Source organism: Sedimenticola selenatireducens DSM 17993 (genome assembly GCF_000428045.1).
Lineage (GTDB): Bacteria > Pseudomonadota > Gammaproteobacteria > Chromatiales > Chromatiaceae > Sedimenticola > Sedimenticola selenatireducens.
Genome location: NZ_KE386617.1, coordinates 138,115 through 159,669 on the forward strand (window position 1 = coordinate 138,115; position 21,555 = coordinate 159,669).

Sequence of the window (21,555 nt, forward strand, 5' to 3'; positions counted from 1 at the left end):
TTGTCTCGGACGGCAGGCGCCCATAGGGCGCCCTATCGTAGGGCGGGCTTTGCCCGCCGTAAGTGCCGCCCAGCCGTCTGTGCGATCAACGGTTCAGTGGCTTGTACTTGATCCGGTGCGGTTGATCCGCCTCGGCTCCCAGGCGCCGTTTCCGATCGGCCTCATAATCCGCATAGTTGCCTTCGAACCAGGTGACGGCCGAGTCTCCCTCAAAGGCCAGGATATGGGTGGCGATACGGTCCAGGAACCAGCGATCATGCGAGATCACCACCACGCAGCCGGGGAAGGTGAGCAGTGCCTCTTCCAGCGCTCGCAGGGTCTCCACATCCAGGTCGTTGGTCGGCTCGTCAAGCAATAGCACATTGCCGCCCTGCTGCAGGGTTTTGGCCAGGTGTACCCGGTTGCGTTCACCACCGGAGAGATCGCCAATACGCTTCTGCTGATCCGTTCCCTTGAAGTTAAAGCGGCTGGCATAGGCGCGGGAATTGAGCTCGTAGCGGCCGATGGTGATGATGTCGGCGCCGCCGGAGAGCTCTTCCCAGACGGTATGGTTATCATCCAGGGCCTCGCGGGACTGTTCGACGGAGGAGATCTTGACCGTGTCACCAACTCGCAGTTCACCGCCGTCGGGCTGCTCCTGGCCGGTCAGCAGGCGGAACAGGGTGGTCTTGCCGGCCCCGTTAGGGCCGATAATGCCGACGATGCCGCCCTTGGGCAGGTTGAAGGAGAGATCACTGTAGAGCAGCTTGTCGCCGAACGCCTTGCTCAGCCCCTTGGCCTCGATCACCAGATCCCCAAGTCGTTCACCGGGCGGGATATAGATCTCGTTGGTCTCGTTGCGCTTTTGGAACTCCTGGCTCTGCAACTCATCGAAGCGTTGCAGACGCGCCTTGCTCTTGGCGTGGCGCCCCTTGGGATTGGAGCGTACCCACTCCAGCTCGTGCTTCATGCTCTTGATGCGGGCCGCCTCCTGTTTCTGCTCCATCTCCAGGCGCTGCTCCTTCTGCTCCAGCCAGGAGCTGTAGTTGCCCTCCCAGGGGATGCCGTGGCCACGGTCCAGTTCGAGAATCCAGCCGGCCACGTTATCCAGGAAATAGCGGTCATGGGTAACCGCCACCACGGTACCGGGATAGTCGTGCAGGAAGCGCTCCAGCCAGGCCACGGACTCGGCGTCCAGATGGTTGGTCGGTTCGTCCAGCAGCAGCATGTCCGGCTTGGAGAGCAGCAACTTGCACAGTGCCACGCGGCGTCGTTCACCGCCGGAGAGTTTGGTCACATCCGCGTCCCAGGGTGGCAGGCGCAGGGCGTCGGCCGCAATCTCCAGAGTGCGTTCCAGGTTGTGTCCGTCCTTGGCGTTGATCAGGTCTTCCAGCTTTGCCTGCTTGCTGGCCAGGGCGTCGAAGTCGGCGTCCGGCTCGGCGTAGGCGGCGTAGACCTTGTCAAGTTCGGCCAGCGCCTCGACCACATCACCCAAGGCCTCTTCCACGTTGCCGCGAACATCCTTGGCCGGATCAAGCTGTGGCTCCTGTGGCAGATAACCGACGTGGATGCCCGGCTGCGGGCGCGCCTCGCCCTCGATGTCGGTGTCGATCCCGGCCATGATGCGCAGCAGGGTTGATTTGCCAGCGCCGTTCAGACCCAGGACGCCGATCTTGGCGCCGGGAAAAAAGGAGAGGGAGATGTCACGGAGGATTACCCGCTTTGGCGGCACAACCTTGCCGACGCGATTCATTGTATAGATGTACTGGGCCATAACCTTTCTTTCAGTTGAGACAAAGTGGGGTAGACCGGCGCCTGTTGATTCGAGTCGGTCAGCGGGCCGGGTTACCGGAAATTATAAATTGGCGTCTATTGTGGCACATCTGGCAGGTCTGCTCATCTGCCTTTCTACTGATCCTAAAACCCGCCACCGAACATTCCGGTGAAATGTTCCGCGTACATAGGGTGCCCCGTGGGCGCCGTTATCGGAGAGCCCGGGTCGGCGGGTGTGGCCTGCCCTTTAGACTGTTTGGTGTTTAGAGGGGGCGGTCGAGCCTCTGGGTAACCAAATCGAACTGCTCTGCATTATAATGCCGGCACGACAAACAATAGTTGAATAGGGATTGATAATGCGAAAGATCGGAATGGCGGGACTGATATTTCTGTTGACTGCTGGCCTGGTGGGGTGTTCCGGCCATCCTGGCGCGGGTAATTGGGAAAGCACAGGTCCGGTTGATGCGCCATTCTCCAGGCTCATGGTCCACTACGAGGGTAGGGCGGAGCTGATAGATGCAAAAACCGGAGCCGACAGCCACCACTGCTTCTGGGGCGGGAAGAGCGCCAGGGAAATACAGCTTGATTGTACAACGCCCCAGGATACCGAGACCCGGATCAGATTTGTTCTGCAGGTGGGTGAAGATGGCATTGCCAGATTACTGAAAGATGATGTGGATATCGGTGAGTTCAAGCGGCTTGCCGAGTGACGCGCAAGCATTTGTGCCAGTTGCGGGACGTCCCTGTCCCGTTTCACGACTGATTACACCAGCGGCCTCAACTCGGTGATGGGGCCGCTGTTTTTGGTATCTACCTTGGAGTAGAGATCATACAACGCTGCCTGCAGAGCCTCTTCAATGACCGGATGGTAGAAGGGCATCTGCAGCAGTTCTCCCACTCGCATCTCCTGCTGGATACACCAGGCCAGCAGATGAGCCAGATTCTCGCCTTTGGTGCAGATCATTTCACTGCCCAGCAGTCTGCCGCTGGCCTTGTCCGCGTAGACCCGGATGATGCCCTTGTTTTTGCCCATGATCAGGGCCCGCCCGACAGGTGCCATATTCACTTCACCGACCACTGACTGCTCGTGATCCAGCTCAGACCAGCGTTTGCCAACATGGCAGATGTTCGGGTCAACGAAGTTGATTGCCAGGGGGGTCTTGCGTTGAAACGCCTGGATCCGGTCTCTGCTCGCGTTGTGACCGGCAATCCGGCCCTCATCCCCCGCTTCATGCAGCAGTGGCCGCTCGGCATCGACGTCGCCGGCCAGGAAGATATGGCTGTCACCGATCTGCATGGTTTGGGGGTTGTAGGCGGGGATGGTGTTCACTCCCAGGTCAATGCCGGCATTCTCAATCTGCAGGTTATCCAGGTTGGGACGACGTCCCAGGCTGGCCAGCACCTTGTCCACCAGCACCGAATGATCCCCGGCGGTTACGCGCAGCTTGTCGCCCTCTTCGCTGATCTCGGCGGCATGGCCGAGGTGGAGCGGAAAATCACGGCCAATGATCTCGATGGCGGCCTTGGCAACCGCCGGATCATCCAGCCCGCCGATAGTTTCCAGCTGGTCGAAACCGGTGGTCTCAACACCCAGCCGGGCCATCGACTGACCAATCTCGAGGCCGATCACCCCCAGGCCGATGATCGCCAGTGATTCCGGGAGTTCTTCCAGTTCAAAAAGTGTGTCGGTAGTCAGTATCCTGTCGCCGAAGGCCTGCCAGGATTTGGGAATAATGGGGCGGGAGCCGGTGGCGATAATGATCTTGTCGGCGCGAATGCGGATGTCGTTAACCTCCAGCAGATGCGGCTCCAGGAAGCGGGCATAGCCTTCCATGAACAGCTCATCGCTCATATTGGCGGTGCTGTTGCTAACGACCCGGTCAACAAAGGTGTCGCGCAGGTCCTGTACATGGCCCATTGCCTCTTCGCCGTCGAGGGTAAGGTCTTTATGGCCTTCCACCCCGTAGCGCCCGAGGACGCCGCAACGGTGGAAATCCTCGGCAATCTGGATCAGCGCCTTGGAGGGCATGCAGCCGACGCGGGCGCAGGTGGTACCCTGTTCACCGCCATTGATCAGGACAAAGCTTTTACCGGAGGCCTTGACCTGGCCCAGGGCATAGAGTCCGGCGCTGCCGGAGCCGATAATGGCGACATCAACGTTTCTCTCTTCCACTGTAATACGCTCCCGTTATTCGACTGACGGGTCTCCGCCCGGTGTAAAATTCGCTCCATTGTAAACGTTGTGAGGGAGATTCAAAGCCCTGTGAATTACATGGGAAATCTATTGCCCGGCAATAAAAAAACCGGGCGGAGATATTCCGCCCGGTCTGGTCGTTAACAACTATAACGCTTGGCCTGGCCTATGCTTGTTGGCCCGCCATGAACAGCCAGGTGTCAATCACGGTGTCCGGGTTCAGTGAGACGCTGCTGATCCCCTGCTCCAACAGCCATTTGGCCAGGTCCGGATGGTCCGAGGGACCCTGTCCGCAGATGCCCACATACTTGCCCTTGGCGCGACAGGTGGAGATGGCCATGCTCAGCATCTTCATCACCGCCGGGTCCCGTTCATCAAAGCTGTGGGCGATCAGGCTGGAGTCCCGGTCCAGGCCGAGGGTGAGTTGGGTCATGTCGTTGGAACCGATGGAGAAGCCGTCGAAGTACTCCAGGAACTCCTCGGCCAGTACGGCATTGGAGGGGAGTTCGCACATCATGATCAGGCGCAGGCCATTCTCGCCCCGCTTCAGACCGTTGGCCTCCAGGGCCTCCACTACACCTTTCGCCTCGGCCAGGGTGCGAACGAACGGGATCATGATCTCCACATTTCTGAAGCCCATCTCCTCGCGTACATATTTCAGCGCCTTGCACTCCATTTCCCAGCAGGGGGCGAAGCTCTTGGAGATATAGCGCGAGGCGCCGCGGAAGCCGATCATCGGATTCTCCTCTTCCGGCTCGTAGCGGGGACCGCCGATCAGATTGGCGTATTCGTTGGATTTGAAATCGGACATACGCACGATGACCGGGCCGGGGAAGGCCGCGGCCAGGGTGGAGACGCCCTCGATGATTTTGCTGACGTAGAAGTCGGTCGGGCTTTTATAGGCGGCGATACGGGGTGCGATTTCAGCCTTCAACTCCTCCGGCAGTGCGTCATACTCCAGCAGCGCCTGGGGGTGGATACCGATCATGTTATTGATCACGAACTCCAGGCGGGCCAGGCCGATACCGGCATTGGGAATGCCGGCAAAGTCGAAGGCACGGTCCGGGTTGCCCACGTTCATCATGATCTTGGTGGGGATCTCCGGCATAGCGTCCAGCTCGATAGTCTTGTATTCGAAATCGAGCTTGCCGTCATAGATGAAACCGGTGTCGCCTTCGGCACAGGAGACGGTTACCTGCTGACCGTTCTTGATCTGTGTGGTGGCGTCATTGCAGCCCACCACGGCCGGTACCCCCAGTTCACGGGCGATAATGGCGGCGTGACAGGTACGTCCACCCCGGTTGGTGACGATGGCGGCGGCACGCTTCATGATCGGCTCCCAGTCCGGGTCGGTCATGTCGGTCACCAGTACGTCACCCGGTTGCACGTCATCCATGTCATCCAGGCTCATCACCACCTTGGCGGTGCCGGCGCCGATGCGCGAGCCGATGGAGCGGCCTTCAGTCAATACCGGGCCCTTGGCTTTCAGTTCATAGCGTTCCATGACATTGCCGCTACGGCTCTGCACGGTCTCGGGCCGGGCCTGAACGATATAGAGTCTGCCATCGACACCGTCACGAGCCCACTCGATATCCATCGGGCGCTGGTAGTGTTTTTCAATGGTGAGGGCCTGACGCGCCAGCTCTTCCGCCTCGGCGTCGGTGATGGAGAACAGGTGACGCTCATCTTCATCCACGTCGATGATCTTGACCGGACTGGGCCCGCCGGGGTTATAGACCATCTTGATCGCCTTGCCGCCCACATTGCGGCGGATCACGGCCGGCCGGCCGGCTTCCAGGGTGGGTTTGTGGACATAGAACTCATCCGGATTGACCGCGCCCTGTACCACCATCTCACCCAGGCCGTAGCTGGCGGTGATGAAGACCGCGTCACGGAAGCCGGACTCGGTGTCCAGGGTGAACATCACACCAGAGGCGCCGATGTCCGAGCGGATCATTTTCTGGATGCCGGCGGAGAGGGCCACCAGGGAGTGTTCAAAACCCTGGTGTTCACGGTATGCGATGGCCCGGTCGTTGAACAGGGAGGCGAATACCTCGTGGATCTGACGCTTGATATTGTCCAGACCGGAGACGTTCAGGAAGGTCTCTTGCTGACCGGCAAAGGAGGCGTCTGGCAGATCCTCGGCGGTGGCCGAAGAGCGTACGGCCCAGGTGACCTCTTCGCCGTATTCCTCGATCAAGGCGGCATAGGCCTCGTCAATGGCGGCGTTCAGGGCAGGTTGAAACGGGGTGTCCATGATCCACTGGCGGATTTGTGCACCGGTCTCGGCCAGTGCCCGCACATTATCCACATCCAGATTGTCCAGGGCCTTATTGATGCGGTCGGCCAGGCCATCGGTGGCGAGGTATTCCCGATAGGCATAGGCGGTCGTGGCAAAACCCCCCGGCACCTGCACACCCAGGTTGGACAGGTTCTGGATCATTTCGCCCAGGGAGGCGTTTTTGCCGCCGACATGCTCGACGTCGTCCATCCCCAGTTCACTCAGCCATTGGACATAGTTGTTCATGATCTTCCTCGGTAAATTTCTGCAAACATAAAACTCTAAAGCGTTGCCGTACGCCGGCTGATCTCCTTGACCCAAACCAGCTCGCAGGCGCCGTTACCGCTGTCATCCCGGGTTAATGAGCTAACCCAGTGCCAGCCGTCGGCGGCATCAGCCCGGATCAGGTAGCCTGCCAACCGGACGATCTCGCCCTCCCGGAGGTTTTTCAACGCTTTCTCTATCTGTGTGTCAGCCGGCACCATATGCATGTTTGCCGAGTGGCTGGAGATGGCCTGTTTCGGGATCGGCAATCTCGGCGTGGACCAGTGATAGAACCGGCCACTCTGATTGATTGAAAGCTGGGAGATGACAGCGCTGTCGGACATGGGGCCCCAGCCCAGGGCCAGATCAACGGGCGAAAGATCGGACTCTCTACCCAGGCTGTAGCGCTCAGTACCCAGTATTCTCGCTTCCAGACTGAATTCAGCCAGCGGCGTCACCTGATAGCCTTTGTGGGTAAAGGGTGTGGCGACAATTTCACGCTGATTTGGGGCATCCTTGACCAGTATCCCCGGATTATGTTCTACGGGGCGAGAAGTGTAGGTCGCATAGGCGCCATAGGCGATAACAACGACGAAGAGCAGACGCTTGAGCATGGCGGTCGTGATCCGGCTTGTGTCGGGTGCAGTACCGTTCTTCAGCAGTTGGCGCCAGGGTGTCGATCTGTGGTCAATTCAGGAGTCTTCACAGCATCAAAACACTACTCGCTTCAGGTGGGGCTGAAGTGTACGGATTTTGGCATATTTTGCAAACAAAATGGGCCAGGATGCGGGTATTCCTACCCTGGGGAAACAGGCCGAAAGGCCCTGTTGTATGGAATTTAACTACTATGTTACGGGGATATGCACCCATCTACTACGACTGGCTTGAAATTCACCAGTTGACCCTCACTATCAGTCGATGGCCGATTTCCCTGTGATCTATAAGGGGTTAGTGCCGGTAAACAGAGAAAATCGATCTACTTGAAATACTATCGGAGGCGGCAACACCATGACAGTCGATGCGCATAAAGAGACATTGGAATTTCAGGCAGAAGTGAGCCAGGTTCTCAACCTGGTGATTCGCTCGCTGTACAGTAATAAGGAGATCTTCCTGCGGGAATTGGTATCCAATGCGTCCGATGCCGCCGAGAAGCTCCGATTCGAGGCCCTGACAGATGATGCGCTCTATGAAGAGGATCCCAACCTGAAGATCCGGGTTTCGGTGGACAAGGAGCGGCGTACTGTCACCATTGAGGACAACGGTATCGGCATGAGCCGCCAGGAGGTGACCGAGACCATCGGCACCATTGCCAGTTCAGGCACCAAAAAGTTCCTGGAGGCGCTGGGCAGCAAGGGTGATGACTCGGCCAGCCAGAGCCAGCTGATCGGCCAGTTTGGCGTCGGTTTCTACTCGGCCTTTATCGTTGCCGACAAGGTGACTCTGGAGACCCGCCGGGCCGGCCTGAGTGCCGAGCACGGGGTGCGCTGGGAGTCCACTGGCGAGGGGGCCTACAGTATCGAGACCATCGAAAAACCGGGCCGCGGCACCACCATTACCCTGCATCTGAACGAGGACGAAAACGAGTTTCTTGAGGGGTATCGTCTGCGCAGCATCATCAGCAAGTTTTCCGACCATATCTCCATCCCCATCGAGATGCTCAAGGAGCATTTTGGTGCGGACGAAGAGGAGAAGGCGCCGGAGCCCGAGTGGGAACAGGTGAACAAGGGAACAGCCCTGTGGATGCGCAACAAGGCGGATATCAGCCAGGAAGAATATAACGAATTCTACAAGCACATCGCCCACGACTTTGAGGACCCGCTGGATCAGGTGCATAACCGGGTCGAGGGCAAGAATGAATACACCTCGTTGATGTATATCCCCGGTCGTGCGCCCTTCGATCTCTGGGAGCGGGATCAGAAACATGGCGTCAAGCTGTATGTGCGACGGGTCTTTATTATGGATGAGGCGGAAAAACTGATGCCGCACTATCTGCGCTTTGTGAAAGGCGTGGTGGATTCCGATGACCTGCCGTTGAATGTCTCCAGGGAACTGCTGCAGCATGACAAGAAGATCGACAGCATTCGTGCCGCCAGCACCAAGCGGGTGCTCGGGATGCTGGAAAAAATGGCCAAGGATGATGCCGAGAAGTACCAGAAGTTCTGGAAGGAGTTTGGCCGGGTCATGAAGGAGGGACCGGCCGAGGATTTTGCCAACAAGGAGAAGATCGCCGGTCTGCTGCGCTTCGCTTCCACCAAGTCGGAGGGTAAGGATGAGACTGTTTCACTGGATCAGTATCTGGAGCGGATGCAGGAAAAGCAGGAGAAGATCTATTACATCACGGCCGACAGCTATGCTGCCGCCCGCCACAGTCCGCATCTGGAGGTGTTTAATACCAAGGGTGTGGAAGTGCTGCTGCTCACCGACCGTGTGGATGAGTGGCTGGTCTCCCATCTGAACGAGTATAAGGGCAAGCCGCTGCAATCCGTGGCCAAGGGTCAGCTCGACCTGGGTGACATGGAGGACAAGGAGGCGCTGGAGAAGGAGACCGAGGAGCACAAGGGGTTGCTGGAGCGGGTCAAGACCGTGCTGGGAGACGATGTAAAGGAAGTGCGGGTCAGCAGCCGTCTAACCGAGTCTCCCGCCTGCCTGGTGGCCGATGAGCATGACATGGGTGCCAACCTGCAGCGGGTGTTGAAACAGCTGGGTCAGGACGCTCCCCAGACCAAGCCGATTCTGGAACTGAATTTGAAACATCCCCTGGTTGAGAAGATGGACCAGGAGCCGGACGAGGACCGCTTTGCCGATCTCTCACGGGTACTGCTGGATCAAGCGACCCTGGCCGAAGGCGGACAGCTGGATGACCCGGCGGCCTTCGTTCATCGTCTCAACAAGCTGATGCTAAGCCTGTCGGCCTGATTCAGTCCCTACGGAATAAAAAACCCGCAACGGTTTAACCCTTGCGGGTTTTTTATTGTGCATGACTTGGCCCTCGTTCCCACGCTCCGCGTGGGAACGCATGCGACTCTATGAGGTTTAGGGGTATGGGAAGTGAGCGGTTACGCGCAGGTTGCTTGTTGTACACCTTTTCGGCATTTGTTAGGGTTTGCTATTCTTATGTGCAAGTGCAACATAAGCCTTTTATATTCATATATTTGCATACTCGAATGGTGATTGGGGATGGCCTGTGTCAGACTCCGGCCATTCAATAACTATTATTGTCCAGTAACCGAGGAGTATTTTAATGCGAGTGATTCTGCTAGGAGGTCCCGGAGCGGGGAAAGGTACCCAGGCTAACTACATCAAGGAGCGGTACAACATTCCGCAGATCTCGACTGGTGATATGTTGCGTGCTCATGTGAAGGCGGGAACCGAACTGGGCAAGGCGGCCAAGAAGATCATGGATGAAGGTGGTCTGGTATCCGACGATATCATCATGGGCATGGTGAAGGAGCGTATTACTGAGGCCGATTGCGAGAACGGTTTCCTGTTCGACGGTTTTCCGCGCACTATTCCTCAGGCTGAAGCACTGCGGGATGTCGGCGTGACGGTGGATGCTGTGGTCGAGATCGATGTGCCCGATGAAGAGATTATCAAGCGCATGTCCGGGCGTCGCGTACATCTTGCCTCCGGCCGCACCTATCACGTCACTTTCAACCCACCCAAGGAAGCGGGCAAGGACGATGTTACGGGTGAGCCGCTGATCCAGCGCGATGATGACCAGGAAGAGACCGTCAAGGCGCGTCTGAAGGTCTATCATGATCAGACCGAACCGCTGATCGACTTCTACTCCAGCTGGGCCGCCAGTGGCCAGAGTGGGGCACCGGTACACCATAAGATCGCCGGGGTTGGTAGCGTGGATCAGATTCGCGACAGCATATTTGCCGCGTTGGGTTGATTCATCCGCCAGTGTTAGTGAAAAGCCGGGAATCCCCGGCTTTTTTTATGCTGGGATAAAATTAGTATTTATTAGTAAGTAATGATATAGTGTTTCGTTAATAAATTTCGTGCAAGAGGATCTTCCCGTGGCTGTCGTAGAACTGACCAAAGATAACTTTGAAGAGACTGTAACCAATAACGACTTTGTCATTGTCGATTTCTGGGCTCCCTGGTGCGGTCCTTGCCGCTCTTTTGCGCCTACTTATGAAAAAGTCTCTGAGGATCATCCCGATATTGTGTTTGCCAAGGTGAATACGGAAGAGGAGCAGGAGATCGCTGGTCATTTTCAGATACGTTCCATTCCTACGCTGATGATTTTCCGTGAAAAGGTCATCATCTTCAGTCAGGCGGGTGCCCTGCCGGAGAGCGGATTCCGTGATCTTCTGCAGAAGGCAGGCGAACTGGATATGGCAGAAGTACATCAGCAGATAGAGAAAGAGAACGCCTGATCGGAAAACTGTATTTCCAGGTATCCGGGCCGGCTATATGCCGGCCTTCTGCTTTTTTGGAGCATACCTTTCAATGCGGAATTGCACAGTTGTACCGGTAGGGTGAGCTTGTTTGCTACAGTATCAGTAGCGGGCGTCGATAAGGGCAGAATAAGACTCACGTAAATACGCGACACGGGCAAGACGACAGGCGGAGCTCGTCAAAGCTAAAGCGAATATGTTGATTTTTACTGATTTGGGCGCCCGATGCCCATATGTAGCGGAGGAGAGACGTGCGGCGCAGACCCCATTATCCATGGAACTTGAAAATGCTGCTGTCGGGAAAACCGACAGTCGGCTGGCTAATGGATCTGTGTGAAGAGAATTATCATTATCTAACGCGCCTGGCGCCTGACATGCGGCATATGCAGGGCCGATACCTGTCGCGCCTGGATGGCGCCACGGACCTCTACCTGGAGGTCCTGGAGCAGACCCCATACACCAGTTTGCTGCATCTGACTTACTATTTTGCCCATGAAACGGGACAATTGCCCGATCCCGACGCCACCATCAGAATCTACCATGATTCACGCCAGGCGGAGGTGCTGAGCCTTAAGCAGCATATACTCCCACTGAACAGGGGGGTGATTCATCCGACGCTCGAACAGAAATGGAGAATCAGTCTGTTTCTTTCCAAGTGGCTCGCTTATTCAGCCCGGCAGGGCCACTGTTTTCTGCCCCGACATGCAATTGCTGGTCTCGAGCAAGAGAGTCTTTTGCCGGTTTGAGGCGGCGCAGAGGGTTTTTTCTTAATATCTTTCCCCTCCCAGTTCACATCAAGTTCCCTGCGTGTTCGGTCAACTAGCTGTTATTTAAGTAAAAGTTACTAATTACAGGATTTATTTCTTTTTGTGATTGGAGCCAATCCAATAAATGTTGACAATTTCCATAGGGAAATGATAGTTTTATAACCAAGTAAAGACGTAGGTAATTATTCACCGAACGGAACTGAAATTATGAGACTATCGACCAAAGGGCGTTACGCCGTAACCGCAATGCTGGATCTTACCCTTAATGGCACTGACGGACCGGTCACTCTGGCTGAGATTTCCGAAACCCAGGGTATATCGCTGTCTTACCTTGAGCAGTTGTTTGCCGCCCTGCGGAGCAAGCAACTGGTTAAAGGCGTGCGCGGGCCGGGTGGCGGCTATTATCTGGGGCGTGAAGCAGATGAGATATCCATCGCAGACATTATCTGTGCGGTCGACGAGTGGGTGGAGTTTACCCGCTGTGGTGGAAATCGCGATTGTCAGGATGGCAAGCGTTGCCTGACCCACAATCTCTGGGATGATCTCAGTAACGAGATTTTCTCTTTCCTACAGAGCATCACATTGGCTGAGCTGGTCGAACGTGGTGGCTTGAAGGAGCAGGGTTGCCGGAAAGAGCAGAACAAGGAGCCGATTATGCCACGTGCGGATACCGCTGCCGCGTAATCCGGACTATATAGATTTCCCCGCTGTGCATGCGAGTAAAGGCCATCCGCAAGGATGGCCTTTACTGTTGGTGCGCCAGACATGTCGCGTAGCGCCGTGACGACGCAGTTTTGGTTGTTGGCGTGGTGGGTGGTTCGAGGATTACCTGCACCCGGCCGGATTCGAAGTTCGTTTGCCGGGCAGCAGACCCTCCGGTCCTGCCTGCAGTCAAGGCGGATGGGTACAACTGCAGGCCACATTGGACTTGTCAAGTTATCCCTTGATCTGATGCGGGCTGAATAGCCGCTCCTTCAACCCGGAACTGCCCAACCAGTCCTTGCAGCTCTGCCGCCATGCGCGCCAGTGCTTGACCGGCCTGGGAAGTCTGATTTGCGCCCAGGGCGTTTTGCGTCGCCATATCGTTGATCCTGACGATATTACGGTTCATATCTTCTGTCACGGTGCTCTGTTCTTCCGCCGCGGTCGCGATCTGGCTGCTCATTTCATCAATTTTCGATACTGAATCCACGATGGTCGTTAATGAGGACCTCGCCAGGGATGACTGATCTACAACAGATCTGGCCTGCTCCCGACTCTGATTCATCGCCTGGACCGCGGCGCGCGAGCCTGACTGGAGTTTTTCGATTATCTGGTGGATCTCCGCGGTGGACTCCTGGGTTCGACCCGCCAGGGTTCGCACTTCGTCTGCCACCACGGCGAATCCGCGCCCCTGTTCTCCGGCGCGGGCTGCTTCGATTGCTGCATTCAACGCCAACAGGTTGGTCTGTTCCGCAATGCCTTTGATCACATCCAGCACGGTATTGATATTTTCGCTATCCCGCTCTACCCCGGCCATAACCTCTGAGGCTTGTTCAATCTGTCCAGCCAGTTGCTGGACTCCTTGCACCGCCTCTTCCACGACCTTGCGGCCTTTCCCGGCTTCGGTATTAGCGCCTTTTGCAGCGTTGGCTGTATTGCCAACACTCTCCGCCACCTCCCGCACGGTAGCGCTCATTTGGTTCATGGCCGTTGCGATCTGATCCGTTTCGGACTGCTGCTGCTGAATATTGGCACTGGTCTGTGTGGTTACCACCGACACCTCTTCCGCCACTGTGGAGAGCTGTGCCGTGGTCGCGCCGATTTGTGAAATCATCTCCAACAGCCGTAGTTGTGTGAATTGCAGACCTTGCATCAAGTCCCCGAATTCATCCCGGCGAGTCACATCGATGGAGGAGGTCAGGTCACCTTCGGCCATTCGCTGCAACTCCATCACTACTTTTGGCAGATAGGCCAACGCCCGCGCCATGAGCAGATAGACGAGACCAACGCCAAGCAGGACTATTAGGGAGCCGATAACAATAGAGCGCCCGGTTGATGAGGCTAAAACCAGTTGCTTCGACAACGCGGCTGTCGTCCCCTCATCAACCTCGGTGAGAAAACTATTCACCTGTTCGGCCATCTTAGCGGCAACCTCATCAAATTGCGCCATCATCTGATTACCACCGGATGGTCCCTCGTCGATATAGGCCTGGGCCATCCGTTTCCCGACATCGTAATAGGCATTGAAAACCGGTAGCATTGCCCGGTAGTGCGAGGCATGTTCAGTATCAAGCACGACGAGATCATTAATCAGTTTCCTGAACTCTTTGGCATTATTCTCCGCCTCGGTAAAACCGTCATCCAGCCCGTCACGACCACGTGTGGCGCTGATGTCGGTGAGCCACTGCTGCACCTGAACTACTGACAGCTTCAGTTTGTGGGCCTTGTTGAGAATAGGGATTTTTTTTTTCGGCGAGTTGGGTGGATTGATCCGTTATTGCCATGTTGTCCACGATGATCGTGCCACTTTCAATCACCACAACGACCGCCAATAAGATCGTCAATAGCAGAAAGCGTATGCTCAGCTTCCGATTGCTAAACATGCTCATTTTTAACACCCCCTAATTTTATATTTATTTATTATATTTATTTGTTTGCTTCCGGATAAAACTCGCATCCTGCCGCTTATCACGGTTGTACAAGAGTACAGTTCACCGTATATCGGCTAATTTTATTAATCCTTTAGACACCCCGAAACCGGGTGAATACTCCATGTCCAAAATCCAGGCAATCTCAACTTCTTGCTAGTGGCTCATGACGCCAGCGGCATCAACAGTCTGACTGTGGTCCCCTGCTGTTCACTCGAGGTGATCGCTATCTCCCCCCCGTGCGCCTCGACAATCCGTTTGACAATGCTGAGTCCAAGTCCGGTTCCGTGCGTTTTGGTGGTAAAAAACGGGTTAAAAAGCTGTGACAGATGTTCTTCCTGAATTGGGCTCCCCTGATTTGTCACGCTGATTATCAGGGAACTGGTGATCTCATCCTTTTCCAGACGCCAATGGATCGATTCATTAAGCGCTCCGGCCTCACAGGCGTTATTGGCAAGATTAAGGAAAATCTGTATCAGCCGGTCCGGGTCGCCAAGTATTTTCAGATCGTTCTCGGGTGCTATCAATTCAAATTGCTGTTGCTTCTCCAGGGCGATATCCCTGTGGGCCTCAAACAGCTCGGCAAGCAGCTGCTTGATATCGACTAGCTCCAGCCTTAGCTGGAGCGGCTTGGCGTAGAGCAGGATCTCCTCCAGCAGTCGTGCCATCCGTGCCGTTTCTTTCTGGGCCAGCAGGGCCCTTTTGTTGGCCGAACCAGGCAGTTCGGCATCCTGAAAATAGTCCAATGCCATGCTGATAGTGGAAAGTGGGCTGCGGATTTCATGGGCGATACCCGAGGCGAAACTGCCGATTGCGGCGAGTCGACTATGTTCCGCCAGTTTAAAGGTGCGGCCAAAACTGTGGGTGATGAGGCCGGCGATGTTGGTCAGCAGTTCCAGGTGTTCCGGCGTATAGGTATCCGCCTTGCAGGTGCCAAATGCCAGGATACCGGGGATCGGACTGGCATCGGTGATGGGGAGGAAAATGGCGTCTTTGATCCCTTCCGAAATCAGGTGGTTGAGAAACTGGTAGTCGGGATTGGTTATGGTGGATGACATGTCAGGTATATGCAGTGGTTCGCCCGACTCCAGCGCCTTGAGCAGCAGGGTGTTTCTCAACGGGTAGCGGCTTCGCTGCGTAATCTCCGGTTGTCCGTTACGGTAGCTCCCCTCCAGTACCATCGTGTTATTGTCACCAGCGACAAAAAGTGCCCCGACCCAGTCAAGTGGCAGCAGTGCGGAAAACTCCTTGGCGACAAAACCAAGCGTCTCATTCAGATCCGACCCTTGCTGTATCTGGTCAATCAGCCGGAACAGGGTATGCAGTCGCAGTGAGAGGAGGTTGAATGAGCGTGTCATCAGGGCCAGTTCGTTGTCACCCGCTATTGGAACCTGATAGCCGAAATCTCCCTGGGTCACCCGCTGGAAACCGTTTACGGCATGGCGTAGAGGTTTCAGTACTACCAGAAAAAACCAGGCGAATACGCCAAAAGTGATGATCACCGCTGCAAACAGCAGGCTGATATACAGTTGATAAACCTGCGTCAGTCGCTGTTCGGTCTGTTGTTGAATCCGGGTGTGCAGGATATTGATGGAGGCGAGAAAGGGTGCGTTATAGCGGGCGATATAGCTTGCGGCCTCATTCAGGCGCGGCATGTCGTTACCGTTATCGGTGTCGAGCGCATTCACGATACCACCGCGAAAGTCTTTCCAGAGCTCCTCGACAGTGGTTACCGCCTGCTCTGTGGCCGGTGTCAGGTCGGCCCGAAAAGAGTCGCCTATTTCAGTAAGTGCGGGGGGGAACTCGGCCGTCATAAAACTGTTGGTGATAGTGTCGAGCATTTCGATCTGATCGTGCATGGCTCTGTAGTACAGTTTTACGTCACGCTCATAACTGCTGCTGTCCTGGGGGATGTTCATCGCGTAATTCATGCCGAGGGAAACCAGGTTTTGCGCTGTCTGTTCGAGTCGGGAGGAGATATTCAGCAGGATGTTGTAGCTCTGTTGTTCATTCAGGGCCATCATGCTCAAGGCGAATATTGTCCCGAACAACAACATGATCAGTACCAGCGCCGCGGCGATCTGGGTTTTAAGCATCTTGAGCAGTTTCATGTTGGCTGACTGTGTTTATTCCTGCGGTCTATACAGCTTATAGCAGAGATCACAAAAGGCTACCCATGATTGAAGATACACCGGGTACTCAGCCACCTTCGGTAGCGCTTCAATGACATTGATTTCCTTTTCCATCTCATAGGTGATGGAGATCGATAGCTGCCGATTCAGGGTGCTCTATCCACGCCAGCGGGCTGATGTGGCCGATGGCCGGTTCGGGCAGCCTGCGTAGTGGGATAAAATGACACGGATTAGAGAGGTTTGGATAGATGCGCTTTGATGTACACCGATTGAAGCTGGGAAACCATCGTTGAAACGGAACCCGCACATGCTTGGCGGCAACGCGATCGTTTCGTCTGACGGGGCGATCTTCTCATCCTGCTACGCGCAAAGGTATCATGAAACCGCATGTCGTATTGAAATACTATCCGCTTTATCAAAGGCATGGGCTTAATAATACCGGCCTGCCGGTGTCGGACAATAATCCCTGCCGATTCCAGAGACCAGCCAAATAAGCTATCATTTACGATCTTCTGCTGGTGGTCCCTACATGACTGATGCGATCGAAAATCTGAATACCCTGAGGGATTTTATCCGCTGGGGTGCCAGTCGGTTCACTGAGGCCGGACTCTATTACGGTCACGGGACGGATAATCCCTTTGATGAGGCGATCAGGCTGACGCTGCATGCGCTTTATCTGCCGCAGGATCTGCCCCCGGCCTACCTGGAAGCGAGCTTGACCCCGGATGAGAAGGAGCGGGTGTATAGCCTGTTTCAGGAACGCATCATCCGGCGCATACCCGCTGCCTACCTGACCCACGAGGCGACCTTCGCCGGGCTGGATTTTTATATCAATGACAAGGTCCTGGTGCCGCGTTCACCCATTGCCGAACTGATAGAGGCCCATTTTGAGCCCTGGATCCAGTCGGAGACAGTGAGCCGGGTACTGGATCTCTGCACCGGCAGTGGCTGTATCGCCATAGGTTGCGCCTATGCCTTTGAAGAGGCGGATGTGGATGCGGTGGACATCTCGGCGGAGGCCCTGGAAGTGGCCGCGATCAATATCGAGCGCCACAACCTGGAGGGGCGGGTGGAGGCGATCCGTTCCGACCTGTTCGATGGCTTGCGGGGGCGTCATTACGACATCATTGTCAGTAACCCTCCCTATGTCAGTCTGGAGGAGATGGAAGGCCTGCCGGATGAGTACCACCAGGAGCCGGCCCTGGGGCTGGCGGCCGGAGAGGACGGGCTGGATATCGTCTGCCGCATTCTTCGGGAAGCTGCCGATTATCTCGAACCGGAGGGTATTCTGGTGGTCGAAGTGGGCAACAGCGAATATGCTCTGGGCGAACGTTTTCCCGATGTGCCCTTCCTCTGGCTGGATTTTGAACGCGGCGGTCACGGGGTTTTTCTGCTCACCGCCGAGCAACTCAATGAATATCAAGATGTGTTTGATGAAGGATAGGCAATAACATGGCGATACAACGCGCGCGCACTGCGCAAGAGTATGCGGAGTGGGTAAAACAGGCCAAATTTGAAGTCGGTGATCTGAAGGAGTGCCTGCTTTACGAGATGGAGGAGATGGCGACATTCCCCGCCTATCTTGAGCCGTTGGAGCGCGGCATCGACCAGCTCTTTGACGCGATGTGCAACGGCACCTATGCCTTCGGACGTGAGGATCTGCCTTTTATCGAGGTGGCCAATCGCCATGGGGACGAGATCCCCTTTCACATTCTTCTGCAACAGATCAACGAGACCCATCGCCGGGGACTCGATGTAAGTGAGGACTAAGCATGGATCAGTCACTGGTATTTGATCTGGATTTGATCAATAAGTACGACTATTCCGGACCCAGGTACACATCCTATCCCACCGCGCCCCAGTTCCACGAGGGCTTCGGCGAGGCGGAGTACCGGGCGGCCGCAGCGGCCACCAATGAGCAGGGCGGGCCCCTTTCGCTCTATTTTCATATTCCGTTCTGCGACACCATCTGCTTCTATTGCGCCTGTAACAAGATCGCCACCAAGGATCGCAGCATGGCGGCCACTTATCTGGACCGGGTGCACAAAGAGATTGCCATGCAGGGGGCGATGTTTGACAAGAGCCGGGTAGTGGAACAGCTGCACTGGGGCGGGGGAACACCCACCTTCATCAGTCACCAGGAGATGCAGGAGCTGATGCGGGTGACCGGTGAGCACTTCACCCTGGCGGATGATGACAAGGGCGAGTATTCAATCGAGATCGATCCGCGCGAGGCGACAGCGGAGACCATCCGCACCCTGCGCGAGGTGGGCTTCAATCGCCTGAGTCTTGGCGTCCAGGATCTGGATGACCGGGTGCAGAAGGCGGTGAATCGCATCCAGTCAGAGGCCGAAACCATGGCGGTGCTGGAGGCGGCCCGCGACAACAAGTTCCGCTCGGTCAGTATTGATCTCATCTACGGCCTGCCGTTTCAGACCGTGGAGAGCTTCACCAAGACCCTGGACCGGGTGATCGAGGTGGGGCCGGACCGTCTCTCGGTGTTCAATTACGCCCATCTTCCGGAGTTGTTCAAGCCGCAGCGACGCATCCATGCCCAGGACCTTCCGGCCGCCCAGGTGAAGCTGGATATCCTGCAGATGACCATCGACCACCTGACCAGTGCCGGCTATGTCTATATCGGTATGGACCACTTTGCCCGTCCGGATGATGAGCTGGCCGTGGCACAACGGGAAGGGACGCTGTATCGAAATTTCCAGGGCTATTCCACCCACTCCGATTGTGATCTGGTGGCCATGGGAGTCACCTCGATCGGCATGGTCGGCAATACCTACAGCCAGAACGAGCGTGGCCTGGACGAGTATTATGGTGCCATTGATGCCGGCAAGCTGGCGGTGTTCCGGGGCATTGAGCTGACCACGGATGATCTGATCCGGCGCGATGTCATTACCCGCCTGATCTGTAACTTTGTACTGGATTTCTCCGCGGTGGAGCAGGTGTGGGGCATCCGCTTCGCCGACTACTTCGCCAGCGAGCTGGCACGCCTGCCGGGCATGGTATCCGACGGGTTGATCACGATGGATGAGAGTGGTGTCAGGGTACTGCCCAGGGGGCGCCTGCTGATCCGCAATATCTGCATGGCCTTCGATCGCTATCTGTCGGCCGGTGTGCAGCAGAAAAACTTCTCCAAGGTGATCTGATCTGAGCCCATGTCCGGTTTCAGGGATGAACCGGACAACAGACTCCATTGCATCAGGCAATGTCAGGTTTTATCCTGCGCTATCCCTTATCAGCAGGAAAACCGGACATGACAGTAGCAACGACACCCTCTATCCCGGAGATGATGCGAGCAACGGCTGAGCGCTATGGTGATCAGCCGGCCATTCTGTTTGCTGATAGCAACGTGACCTTCGGCCAGGTCGATCAACAGTCTGATGCGGTGGCGGCAGCACTGGCCGGGCAGGGCGTCGGCAAGGGAGACCGCATCGCCCTCTATTGCGTCAACTCGGCCGAATTTGCCATCGCCTACGCCGGCATTGTCAAGGCGGGCGCGGTGGTGGTCCCGGTCAACCTGCTGCTTAATCCGCGCGAGATTCTCTATATCCTCAAGGATGCCGGAGTCACTGGCCTGATCTATCATCATCTGATGGCGGCGGGCGTTGCGGCCTTTCGTGATGAGCTGGCAACGCTGGGTTTTGCCGTCTGTATCGGTGGTGAAGATGTCAATCCGCAGGATCTGGATTTTGCGGCACTCTGTCGGAGCGGCGCCCCGACACCCCGGCCGGTGCTTGATCCGGATGAAGATCTGGCAGCGATTCTTTACACCTCGGGAACCACCGGTCATCCCAAGGGCGCTATGCTGACCCACCGTAACCTGGTTTCCAATACCTGTAGCGTTAAGGCCGCCCTGCAGTTGCGGGCGGGTGAAGATCGTCTGCTGGTGGTGTTGCCCATGTTCCACTCCTTTGCCGCCACTGTCGGCACCCTGACACCTCTGTTGCATGGATTCAGTCTGGCGCCGGTACCGAAGTTTGATCCTGTCACGGTCTCGGAAGTGATCGAGGCGGTGGGAGCCACGGTGTTTCTCGGTGTTCCCAGCATGTATAACGTGCTGTTGCGTATGCCGGAGGAGCAGGTCAGGCGCTGGTCGAGTATCCGCTATTGCGTATCCGGTGGCGCCGCCATGCCGGAGGCGATCATGCACCAGTTTGAGGAGCGTTTTGGCATGCCGGTGTGTGAGGGGGATGGGCCGACCGAGTGTTCGCCGGTCACCTGTGTCAACCCGGTCGACGGGGTGCGAAAACCGGCCTCGGTCGGACTGCCGGTACCGGAGGTGGAGATGGAAATTTACGATGACGCCGGCCAGCGGATCGGTATCGACAGCATTGGTGAAATCTGTGTCAAGGGACCCAATGTGATGAAGGGGTACTGGAATCTGCCCGAAGAAACTGCCGAGAGTTTCTTTGGTGAATGGGTAAGGACGGGGGATCTCGGCTACAAGGATGCCGATGGCTATGTCTATATTGTCGATCGCAAAAAGGACATGATTATTGTGAACGGCATGAATGTTTATCCGCGCATGGTGGAGGAGTTGCTCTATGCCCATCCGGCGATTCTGGAGGCCGCGGTCGTTGGCGAGCCGAGCGAACTGCATGGTGAGATCCCCGTGGCTTACGTGGTATTGAAAGAGGATGAACAGCTTGCCGCAGCCGAGATCAGGGCCTATTGTCGCGAAAACCTGGGGCGGCATGAGGTGCCGAGGAAGATCCAACTCTGTCCAAACCTGCCCAAGAATGCGGCCGGTAAGATACTCAAGCGGGAACTGCGCAAGAGTGGGGAGCTTGAGCGGGGAATCGATATCCGCAGCCCGGATTGAGCAAAAAGTTCACGCAGGGGTATGGCGAAGTTTTTTCGCAGTTCAAGCGTGGCGCAGGTGGCAGGGGTGGCTTCAGCCGCGACGGCCAGTCTTGCCAAAGGCTTCATGAATTGACCTTTCCCCGGCGGCCTCTCTATAATCAGCCCCGATATGCCGTCCTGGTGGAATTGGTAGACACGCCAGATTTAGGTTCTGGTACCGCAAGGTGTGGGAGTTCAAGTCTCCCGGACGGCACCATTCTCTTTTTTAGCCATGTTTTCTCGCTTTGATCATCCCGGTTTTCCTGGCTCATGTG

General features: G+C 56.2%; 17 protein-coding genes and 1 tRNA gene. 11 read left to right on the plus strand and 7 right to left on the minus strand.

From position 1 onward, the window contains the following. Positions 1–85: 85 nt before the first annotated feature. Positions 86–1,753 (minus strand): energy-dependent translational throttle protein EttA, encoded by a 1,668-nt coding sequence (gene ettA, locus A3GO_RS0121190; RefSeq protein ID WP_029135104.1) that lies wholly within the window; start codon positions 1,751–1,753, stop codon positions 86–88. A 355-nt stretch (positions 1,754–2,108) separates the two neighbouring features. On the opposite strand from ettA, the gene A3GO_RS0121195 reads away from it, so the two are divergent. After that, complete coding sequence (locus tag A3GO_RS0121195; RefSeq protein ID WP_029135105.1) at positions 2,109–2,462, plus strand: hypothetical protein; 354 nt, start codon at positions 2,109–2,111, stop codon at positions 2,460–2,462. Positions 2,463–2,515: 53 nt separating this feature from the next. Here the strand turns inward: A3GO_RS0121195 and A3GO_RS0121200 are convergent, their stop codons facing one another. The 3 genes from A3GO_RS0121200 to A3GO_RS0121210 form a co-directional block, all read right to left on the minus strand. After that, complete coding sequence (locus tag A3GO_RS0121200; RefSeq protein WP_029135106.1) at positions 2,516–3,925, minus strand: dihydrolipoyl dehydrogenase; 1,410 nt, start codon at positions 3,923–3,925, stop codon at positions 2,516–2,518. 187 nt (positions 3,926–4,112) lie between these two features. Then, complete coding sequence (gene ppsA, locus A3GO_RS0121205; RefSeq protein WP_029135107.1) at positions 4,113–6,473, minus strand: phosphoenolpyruvate synthase; 2,361 nt, start codon at positions 6,471–6,473, stop codon at positions 4,113–4,115. Between the two features lie 35 nt (positions 6,474–6,508). After that, a complete protein-coding gene (locus A3GO_RS0121210; protein WP_037376238.1) occupies positions 6,509–7,105 on the minus strand; it encodes a hypothetical protein in 597 nt (198 codons plus the stop codon). Between the two features lie 394 nt (positions 7,106–7,499). Here A3GO_RS0121210 and htpG point away from each other — a divergent pair, with 394 nt between their 5' ends. From htpG to A3GO_RS24930, 5 genes are all read left to right on the plus strand, one after another. Beyond that, entirely contained in the window at positions 7,500–9,407 is a 1,908-nt protein-coding gene (gene htpG / locus A3GO_RS0121215; protein WP_029135109.1) for a molecular chaperone HtpG, read from the plus strand. 325 nt (positions 9,408–9,732) lie between these two features. After that, entirely contained in the window at positions 9,733–10,386 is a 654-nt protein-coding gene (gene adk / locus A3GO_RS0121220; RefSeq protein ID WP_029135110.1) for an adenylate kinase, read from the plus strand. A 127-nt stretch (positions 10,387–10,513) separates the two neighbouring features. After that, positions 10,514–10,876, plus strand: a complete 363-nt coding sequence (gene trxA / locus A3GO_RS0121225) for a thioredoxin (RefSeq protein ID WP_029135111.1) — start codon at positions 10,514–10,516, stop codon at positions 10,874–10,876. 272 nt (positions 10,877–11,148) lie between these two features. Next, entirely contained in the window at positions 11,149–11,643 is a 495-nt protein-coding gene (locus A3GO_RS0121230; protein WP_418064565.1) for a DUF1249 domain-containing protein, read from the plus strand. 228 nt (positions 11,644–11,871) lie between these two features. After that, positions 11,872–12,348: an Rrf2 family transcriptional regulator gene (locus A3GO_RS24930; RefSeq protein ID WP_037376241.1), complete on the plus strand. Its 477-nt coding sequence runs from the start codon at positions 11,872–11,874 to the stop codon at positions 12,346–12,348. A gap of 247 nt (positions 12,349–12,595) precedes the next feature. Here the strand turns inward: A3GO_RS24930 and A3GO_RS24935 are convergent, their stop codons facing one another. The 3 genes from A3GO_RS24935 to A3GO_RS25545 all read right to left on the minus strand — a co-directional run bounded on the left by A3GO_RS24935 (position 12,596) and on the right by A3GO_RS25545 (position 16,405). Continuing rightward, positions 12,596–14,059 (minus strand): methyl-accepting chemotaxis protein, encoded by a 1,464-nt coding sequence (locus A3GO_RS24935; protein WP_051302761.1) that lies wholly within the window; start codon positions 14,057–14,059, stop codon positions 12,596–12,598. Next, positions 14,016–14,255 (minus strand): hypothetical protein, encoded by a 240-nt coding sequence (locus tag A3GO_RS26415; protein WP_169720436.1) that lies wholly within the window; start codon positions 14,253–14,255, stop codon positions 14,016–14,018. Before A3GO_RS26415 ends, A3GO_RS24935 begins: the two co-directional genes overlap by 44 nt. A 203-nt stretch (positions 14,256–14,458) precedes the next feature. Then, positions 14,459–16,405 carry a sensor histidine kinase gene (locus tag A3GO_RS25545; RefSeq protein ID WP_051302763.1) on the minus strand — a complete coding sequence of 649 codons (1,947 nt, stop codon included), beginning with the start codon at positions 16,403–16,405 and terminating at the stop codon, positions 14,459–14,461. Between the two features lie 550 nt (positions 16,406–16,955). Here A3GO_RS25545 and prmB point away from each other — a divergent pair. The 5 genes from prmB (at position 16,956) to A3GO_RS0121270 (ending at position 21,497) form a co-directional block, all read left to right on the plus strand. Beyond that, entirely contained in the window at positions 16,956–17,870 is a 915-nt protein-coding gene (prmB, locus tag A3GO_RS0121250) for a 50S ribosomal protein L3 N(5)-glutamine methyltransferase (RefSeq protein ID WP_029135113.1), read from the plus strand. Between the two features lie 8 nt (positions 17,871–17,878). After that, positions 17,879–18,196 carry a hypothetical protein gene (locus A3GO_RS0121255; protein WP_029135114.1) on the plus strand — a complete coding sequence of 106 codons (318 nt, stop codon included), beginning with the start codon at positions 17,879–17,881 and terminating at the stop codon, positions 18,194–18,196. 2 nt (positions 18,197–18,198) lie between these two features. Further along, positions 18,199–19,584, plus strand: coding sequence for an oxygen-independent coproporphyrinogen III oxidase (gene hemN, locus A3GO_RS0121260; RefSeq protein WP_029135115.1), 1,386 nt, complete (start codon positions 18,199–18,201; stop codon positions 19,582–19,584). Positions 19,585–19,691: 107 nt separating this feature from the next. Then, on the plus strand, positions 19,692–21,260 hold the full coding sequence (locus tag A3GO_RS0121265; RefSeq protein ID WP_029135116.1) for a long-chain-fatty-acid--CoA ligase: 1,569 nt from the start codon (positions 19,692–19,694) through the stop codon (positions 21,258–21,260). A gap of 152 nt (positions 21,261–21,412) precedes the next feature. Then, a tRNA-Leu gene (locus A3GO_RS0121270) sits at positions 21,413–21,497 on the plus strand. Positions 21,498–21,555 lie beyond the last annotated feature (58 nt).